Here is a 6,543-nt window from a genome sequence, read left to right as displayed (position 1 = left end):
GTTAAGTGGAAGTCCTGAGAGGGATGAAGCTGAGGCGTACTAATAGACCGAGGGCTTGACCTCTTTTTCTACATGGTGATTGATGACTTAACTCTATGCAGTCTTCAGGGTTTTTCTCCCTGATAACTTTTCGCTAGTGTCCCCAGACGCAGTGACACCACTGCGATACTATCCTCAGCTCGCTTGTTAAACGCTGCGGTGGCGAAGATATTTTGTCCTTCACTGCAGATCCAAAATAGCTCAATGCCTGGGATTATATTTGACATTACAAAGCCTCTTTCTGATCTTCAGATAGGGGCTTTGTTGTTTTTGCTGATTAAGTTGCCATACCTGTTAAACTAATTTCGATCGCCCTCAAAACGATTTGATGCTATGTGGGACAAAATTGCCGCGCATATCTGTGAAACAACCGGAGAAACATTTTCTCTCGACCATCGGCGTTCTGTCAGCGGGGGCTGCATAAATCAAGGCTATTATATCAGCAGCAGTTGCAGCGCTTACTTCGCGAAAATCAATCAAGCTTCCCAAGTCGCGATGTTTGAAGCTGAAGCGCGGGGTTTGCAGCAAATGGGGGAAACCCAGACTATTCGAGTACCTGAGCCGATTTGCTGGGGAACTGAGGGGAACTCAGCTTATATTGTGCTGGAATGGCTGGATTTGGGAAGTCGCGGTGGCGATCGAGCTTGGGAAGAAATGGGGCGAGAACTCGCCGAAATGCACAAATACACCCCCCGCAACCCCCCCTTGCTAAGGGGGAGAAAAGAGCTTAATTCGGGCTTGTGGAGGGGAGTTTTTGGGTGGGATATTAATAATACGATCGGCTCAACTATACAAATTAATAATTGGACGGCAAATTGGGCCGAATTTTGGGCAGAACATCGGATTGGTTATCAGTTAAAACTGGCTAGGCGTCGGGGCGGTCATTTTCCACAAGGGGAACGTTTATTAGAGATGATTCCTGAATTGTTAGCTGGTTATGAACCTCAACCCTCGCTAGTTCACGGGGATTTGTGGGGGGGAAATGCGGGGGTGACATCTGCGGGGGAACCGGTGATTTTTGACCCAGCGGCATATTTTGGAGATAGAGAAGTTGATATTGCGATGACTGAGCTATTTGGTGGATTTCCGGGGCAGTTTTACCGGGGATATAATCAGGTTTGGCCTTTGGATTCAGGGTATGAAGAACGCAAAACTCTTTATAATCTGTATCACATTTTAAATCATTTTAATTTGTTTGGTGGGAGTTACGAGTCCCAGGCGAATCAAATGATTAATCGAATTTTGGGTTAGTTAAGAATCAGATTCTTTTTTAACCGCAGATGCACGCAGATAAACGCGGATTTAAGGTTTATCTGCGAGGGTTACAAGTTTATTTTTGCTTAGCAGCAGCTTTTTTCTTGGCCTCTTTTTCTGCTTTTTTAGCTGCTTTTTCTGCTTCAAGTTTGGCTAACTTAGCTAGCTCTTTTTCCTCAGCAATTTTATCCAGATAGTAGTGGTAATCTCCCAAATAAGGGCGAAACTCTCCGTCCCGAATCTCGACTATTTTGTTAGCAACTTGGGAGATGAAATAGCGATCGTGTGAAACGATAATTACCGTACCGTCATAATTCTGAATCGCTTCTTCCATCATCTCTTTCGCCGGAATGTCGAGGTGATTTGTCGGTTCGTCCAAAATTAGCAAATTCACGGGAGTCAACAGCATTTTTGCCAAAGCGAGGCGGGCTTTTTCGCCGCCGCTTAAAGCGCCAACCTGTTTGAATACTGTTTCACCGGTAAACAAGAACCGCCCCAATAAAGTCCGAACTTCTTCATTTTTCCAGTCCGGTACTTCGTCGTGAATGGTTTCCATCACGCTTTTATTCAAATCTAAGGCTTCTGCCTGATTCTGTTCAAAGTAACCGGGGATGACGTTGTGGCCTCCCAATTTGACCGTACCTTCGGTCGGCTTTTCTAAACCCATGATCAGGCGCAGCAGGGTTGATTTGCCCGCGCCGTTGGGGCCGAGAAAGGCTATACGATCACCCCTTTCAATTAATAAGTCGGCTCCCAAGAATAGGATTTTTTCGCCGTAGGTGTGCACCAAATCTTGAATTATTGCTACTTCGCGACCGCTGCGGGGTGCGGGAGGAAAGCGAAAATGCAAAGTTTTTAATCCGCCGGTGGGCGCTTCGATGCGTTCGATTTTGTCTAACTGTTTCTCGCGGCTTTTGGCTTGGGTGCTGCGAGTGGCGCTGGCGCGGAATTTTTCTACGAATGCTTGCTGTTTTTCGAGTTCTTTTTGCTGACTTTCGTAAGCGCTGAGTTGGGCTTCCCTGGCTTCTGCTTTTTGCAGCAGGTAGGATGAGTAGTTGCCAAGGTAGGTGCTGGAAACACCGCGTTCGGTTTCGACGATTTGAGTGCAGAGCCGATCGAGAAATTCTCGGTCATGGGATACGATTACCATTGGGGTTGTCAGCCCTTTGAGGTAGACTTCCAGCCATTCGATCGTTTCTAAGTCGAGGTGGTTGGTAGGTTCGTCTAGCAGCAGGATGTCGGGTTTTTGGAGGAGAATTTTGCCCAAACTCATCCGCATTTGCCAGCCACCGCTGAAGGCGCTGACTAATCGATCGCCATCTTCGGGTTCAAATCCGATTTCGGGCAGAATTTTCTCGATTTGGGCTTCTAAACCGTAGCCGTTTAAGCCTTCAAATTGCCGTTGCAGCCGATCCATTTTGTGGATCAGTTCGTCGAGATTTTCTGGGGAGGAGTTTTCCAAGTCTCGATGGACTTGCATTAGGGATTCATGGACTTCGTTGGCTTCGCTGAAGGCACGCCAAAATTCTTCTTTGACGGTGCGAGTCGGATCTACTTCAAATTCTTGAGAGAGGTAGGCGATGTGCAAGCTGGCGGGGCGAATAACTTCGCCGGCGGTGGGTTCGATTTCGCCGGCGATGATTTTGAGTTGCGTGGATTTACCGGCACCGTTAACGCCGACTAAGCCGATGCGATCGCCCGGTTTGACTTCCCAGGTGACATCTTTGAGTACGACGCCTGTGGGGTAAATTTTACTGATGTGTTCGAGTCGCAGCATTGTTGTGGGGACTGGGGAAGGGCAGGTTTAGCGGCGGATGGGATGCCGGCGCTGAGGTCGAGTTAATCTTAACAAATTTTAATTATATTTAGCGTATTGCCAGATTTTGATTTGGTAGGAGTGACGCGAAGAAACCGGGTTTCTATGAAAAATCGCAGATTCTCAGCTAGAGAGATACGAAGAAACCCGCTTTCTAGCCTCAATGTGGGTTCAGGACTATTGGGGTGGGGCGATCGCTGCCGATCCTACGAGTCAATAAACTTGTCAATAATCCGTTATCTTTTTCGTTGTTCAGCAGCCTCAATGCTCTTAGAATCAAAATTTCAGAGGTGTTCTCACCCCCTCAGTGCGTTTCGTAAAGCTGAGTTTTGCTAAGATTTAATAAATAAGCTAAAAAGCAAGCAGGTAGCCATGACAGCCACCCTGATTCAAAACCCCACAACCGAGAGTTGTGCTGAAAAATATTAGTTGACAGACTTACGAATCTCTGGTAAACGAGTTAGCCCAACAACGGGGAATTCGTTTGACTTACGATCGCGCAACATTAGAAATTATGACTCCATGAGCACCCCATGAGGGGAACCAAAAAATCTTAGGACGCTTTGTAGAAACAGTAACCGAAGAATTAAATGTAGAAAATTTGGAGTTGCTGATTTACGGTATCAAAAGCTAAATATGACCCTCATATAAACCAGTATCCACAAAGCTTTTTGATTTTAAAGTAATTTTTTTAATACCCTGAGTAAGCAACGCCAGATTTACCTAATCAACCAAAGCTTGCCGCTGAGCCTCCAACAATTCCTGAATCCCGATTTCTGCCACATCCAAAATTTGATTTAACTGACTGCGACTAAAACTTCCCTCTTCCGCAGTTCCCTGAACTTCGATGATGTTTAAATCTCCATTCATTACCACATTACAATCAATTTCAGCCGCCACATCTTCCAGATAATTCAAATCTAAAAACGGCTCTCCTTCCAAAAGTCCCACAGACACAGCCGCTACTTGGCGAATCATGGGCGATCGCACCAAATCACCTTTTTGCACCAACTTGTTTAAAGCATCAGCCACAGCCACAAACCCGCCAGTAATTGAAGTTGTGCGAGTCCCCGCATCCGCTTGCAAAACATCCGCATCCACAAGTATCGTGCGTTCCCCCAATAGTTGCATATCCAAGCACGATCGCAAACTGCGCCCAATCAACCGCTGAATCTCTTGAGTCCGTCCCGATAATTTCATAAATTCCCGCTCTTGTCGCTGCGGCGTAGAACCAGGCAACATTCGGTATTCCGCTGTTAGCCAACCTTGTCCGGTATTCTCCAGAAATCTCGGCACTCCCGGCTTGATTGTAACGCTGCAAAGTACCTGAGTATCGCCACTTTTTGCTAGCACGGAACCGCTAGCAAATTTGGTAAACTGTCGATCGAAACTAATCGGACGAATTTGATTTGGTTGTCTGCCATCGGGACGTTGGAAAGACATAATATTTAGGTGATTGGTAATGGTTATTGGGATTTAAAAATTGGAATTTATCAGGAATTATCGGCTTTTTTTGATTCGTTAAATATACAGTCATTCAATATAAAATATAAAATGGTATGACTATTTCCCCTTAGCCTCGATTAATTTGAGAATATCCTGCTGGACTTGTTGTGGGGAGCGATCGCCATCCACAGTTAACAGTTTGTTGCGGTATTCGTAATACTCTAAAAGAGGAATAGTGCCTTCGTGGAACAAATCGAGGCGACGCTGTAAAATTTCAGGGTGGTCATCCGATCGATCGCGCTCGATCGACCTGCTCAGCAAAACCTCGATCGGCACTTTCAACAAAATCGCCCAATCTAGCTGCTGAGCCAAATCGTCCAGCAAAAAATCCAACTCCTCAGCTTGAAAAGCCGTTCGCGGATAGCCCTCCAACACCCAGCCATTAAAGACATCCCACAGCAGCAGTCGGCGGCGAAAGAATTCAATCATAGTTGCGTCGGGAACTAATTCCCCTCTTTCGACATAAGACGCCGCCAGCTTGCCTAAATCTGTGTCTTCTGCGATCGCCTCCCGTAGAATGTCCCCCACAGCAAGCAAAGGAAGGCTCAAATTGCTGCACAGTAGTTCAGCCTGAGTTCCCTTTCCCGCTCCTGGCCCTCCCAGAATCACCACTTTCACAGTCCCTGCTCCTAGTGCCGCGACATTCAAAATTTTACGCGATGTGTGTACCTTTTCTGAAAAGCCCTGGACGCAGCGAGACTTTCATCACCTTGGTTTTTCACCCTATAACTGTATAAATGTCAAGCTCCACGCCGTATTTTCCTAAAAAACCCCGTTTCTGTGTAAGTGCTAATTGAGTTCAAAAATCGCACAAACGACTGCGAATGCCACTGCAGCTAGCTTTTGACAACTTATATATCTAGTGTTCGATCCGATGTGCACTCGGCCTCGTACACTATATATTGTCAAGCAGGCTTCAGCCGCGCCAAGGTCGGAGCTGCACTCAAGACTTAGTTGCTGATTAAATATTGCCCTATGGTTGCTCAGTTACAAACCCCTAAACTAAATTTAAACCACAGCTTGCCCTACACAGTTCAAGGGCTGGTGCAAGTCTTTACAGGCCCGCACCGCTGCTTTTTTACCAGTGTCATGGCTCAAGCCCTCAGAATTGCAGGACATGGAGCTCCCGTGCTAGCTGTGCAGTTCCTCAAAGGGGGAATTAATCAAGGGCATCAGCAGCCGGTGCGGCTGGGGCAAAATTTAGATTGGGTGCGCTGCGATTTGTCACGCTGCATTGAGAATGCTGATTTAGATGAGCTGGAGACGCGATCGATCGAACAATTGTGGCAGTATGTTCAAAATGCGGTGCGCGAAGGTCGTTATTCCTTAGTTATTCTCGATGAATTGAGTTTAGCGGTTAATTTGGGCTTGATTCCCGAAGCCGAAGTGGTGGCATTGATTGACAACAAGCCGCATCATTTGGATATGATTTTTACCGGGCCATCCATGCCGCAAAGAATTTTGGATGTTGCCGACCAAATTACTGAAATTCGCCGCAGTTAAGGACAATGATTCAAGTTGCGAGATCCTTTTTAGCGGTCGCATTTTTTATGTAAAAAAACAGTATCTACAAAAAGAGGCGATCGCTTAGCTCAAAGAGCGATCGCACGCCGATCAATTTAGCAGCGACATTACGATTGAACGACCGGATCGAACACAACAGTCAATCGATCCGTCGGAACCATCCGTTTGAGAATTTTCAAGTGACCGTCTGCATCAGACCAACTGCGAAACTCACCCACAACCACCTTTTCCACATTTGGAAGCGAGCGAACTATAGTCCACGGCTTGAGACGTTTTTCTTGCAACATAATAGATATATTTCCTTGGTAAATTGGAGCCAAAGCCAGTCCCCATGCTTTGCCCGGGCCCAGAACTGGCTTTTAAATTTGTAAACTTGCCCTTCTCTAAGAACATAGCACAAAAAA

The 6,543-nt window shown here is 46.3% G+C and carries 6 protein-coding genes; 2 read left to right on the top strand and 4 right to left on the bottom strand.

Annotated elements, in window-relative coordinates; genetic code table 11:
* The first annotated feature begins 372 nt into the window (after nt 1–372).
* Nucleotides 373–1,290: a fructosamine kinase family protein gene (locus QUA42_RS22625; protein ID WP_333140256.1), complete on the top strand. Its 918-nt coding sequence runs from the start codon at nt 373–375 to the stop codon at nt 1,288–1,290.
* A 79-nt stretch (nt 1,291–1,369) separates the two neighbouring features.
* Here the strand turns inward: QUA42_RS22625 and QUA42_RS22620 are convergent, their stop codons facing one another.
* The 3 genes from QUA42_RS22620 to QUA42_RS22610 all read right to left on the bottom strand — a co-directional run bounded on the left by QUA42_RS22620 (nt 1,370) and on the right by QUA42_RS22610 (nt 5,233).
* Nucleotides 1,370–3,070 carry an ABC-F family ATP-binding cassette domain-containing protein gene (locus tag QUA42_RS22620; RefSeq protein ID WP_333140254.1) on the bottom strand — a complete coding sequence of 567 codons (1,701 nt, stop codon included), beginning with the start codon at nt 3,068–3,070 and terminating at the stop codon, nt 1,370–1,372.
* A gap of 762 nt (nt 3,071–3,832) precedes the next feature.
* Nucleotides 3,833–4,552, bottom strand: coding sequence for a ribonuclease PH (rph, locus tag QUA42_RS22615; protein WP_333140252.1), 720 nt, complete (start codon nt 4,550–4,552; stop codon nt 3,833–3,835).
* Between the two features lie 120 nt (nt 4,553–4,672).
* A complete protein-coding gene (locus QUA42_RS22610) occupies nt 4,673–5,233 on the bottom strand; it encodes a nucleoside monophosphate kinase (RefSeq protein WP_333140250.1) in 561 nt (186 codons plus the stop codon).
* 357 nt (nt 5,234–5,590) lie between these two features.
* Here QUA42_RS22610 and QUA42_RS22605 point away from each other — a divergent pair, with 357 nt between their 5' ends.
* Nucleotides 5,591–6,118: a P-loop NTPase family protein gene (locus tag QUA42_RS22605; RefSeq protein ID WP_333140248.1), complete on the top strand. Its 528-nt coding sequence runs from the start codon at nt 5,591–5,593 to the stop codon at nt 6,116–6,118.
* Between the two features lie 128 nt (nt 6,119–6,246).
* Here QUA42_RS22605 and QUA42_RS22600 read toward each other — a convergent pair whose 3' ends face one another.
* Nucleotides 6,247–6,426 carry a hypothetical protein gene (locus tag QUA42_RS22600; protein ID WP_333140246.1) on the bottom strand — a complete coding sequence of 60 codons (180 nt, stop codon included), beginning with the start codon at nt 6,424–6,426 and terminating at the stop codon, nt 6,247–6,249.
* Between the last annotated feature and the right edge of the window lie 117 nt (nt 6,427–6,543).

This window comes from Microcoleus sp. Pol11C2 (genome assembly GCF_036701505.1).
Taxonomy (GTDB): Bacteria; Cyanobacteriota; Cyanobacteriia; order Cyanobacteriales; family Microcoleaceae; genus Microcoleus.
Note: the sequence above shows the minus strand (reverse complement) of the source record. Positions and strands in the feature narration are given on the sequence as shown.

Coding starts and splice junctions, on each gene's coding strand:
- QUA42_RS22625 (WP_333140256.1), top strand. CDS start 373: ATGTGGGACAAAATTGCCGCGCATATCTGTGAAACAACCGGAGAAACA.
- QUA42_RS22620 (WP_333140254.1), bottom strand. CDS start 3,070: ATGCTGCGACTCGAACACATCAGTAAAATTTACCCCACAGGCGTCGTA.
- rph (WP_333140252.1), bottom strand. CDS start 4,552: ATGTCTTTCCAACGTCCCGATGGCAGACAACCAAATCAAATTCGTCCG.
- QUA42_RS22605 (WP_333140248.1), top strand. CDS start 5,591: ATGGTTGCTCAGTTACAAACCCCTAAACTAAATTTAAACCACAGCTTG.
- QUA42_RS22600 (WP_333140246.1), bottom strand. CDS start 6,426: ATGTTGCAAGAAAAACGTCTCAAGCCGTGGACTATAGTTCGCTCGCTT.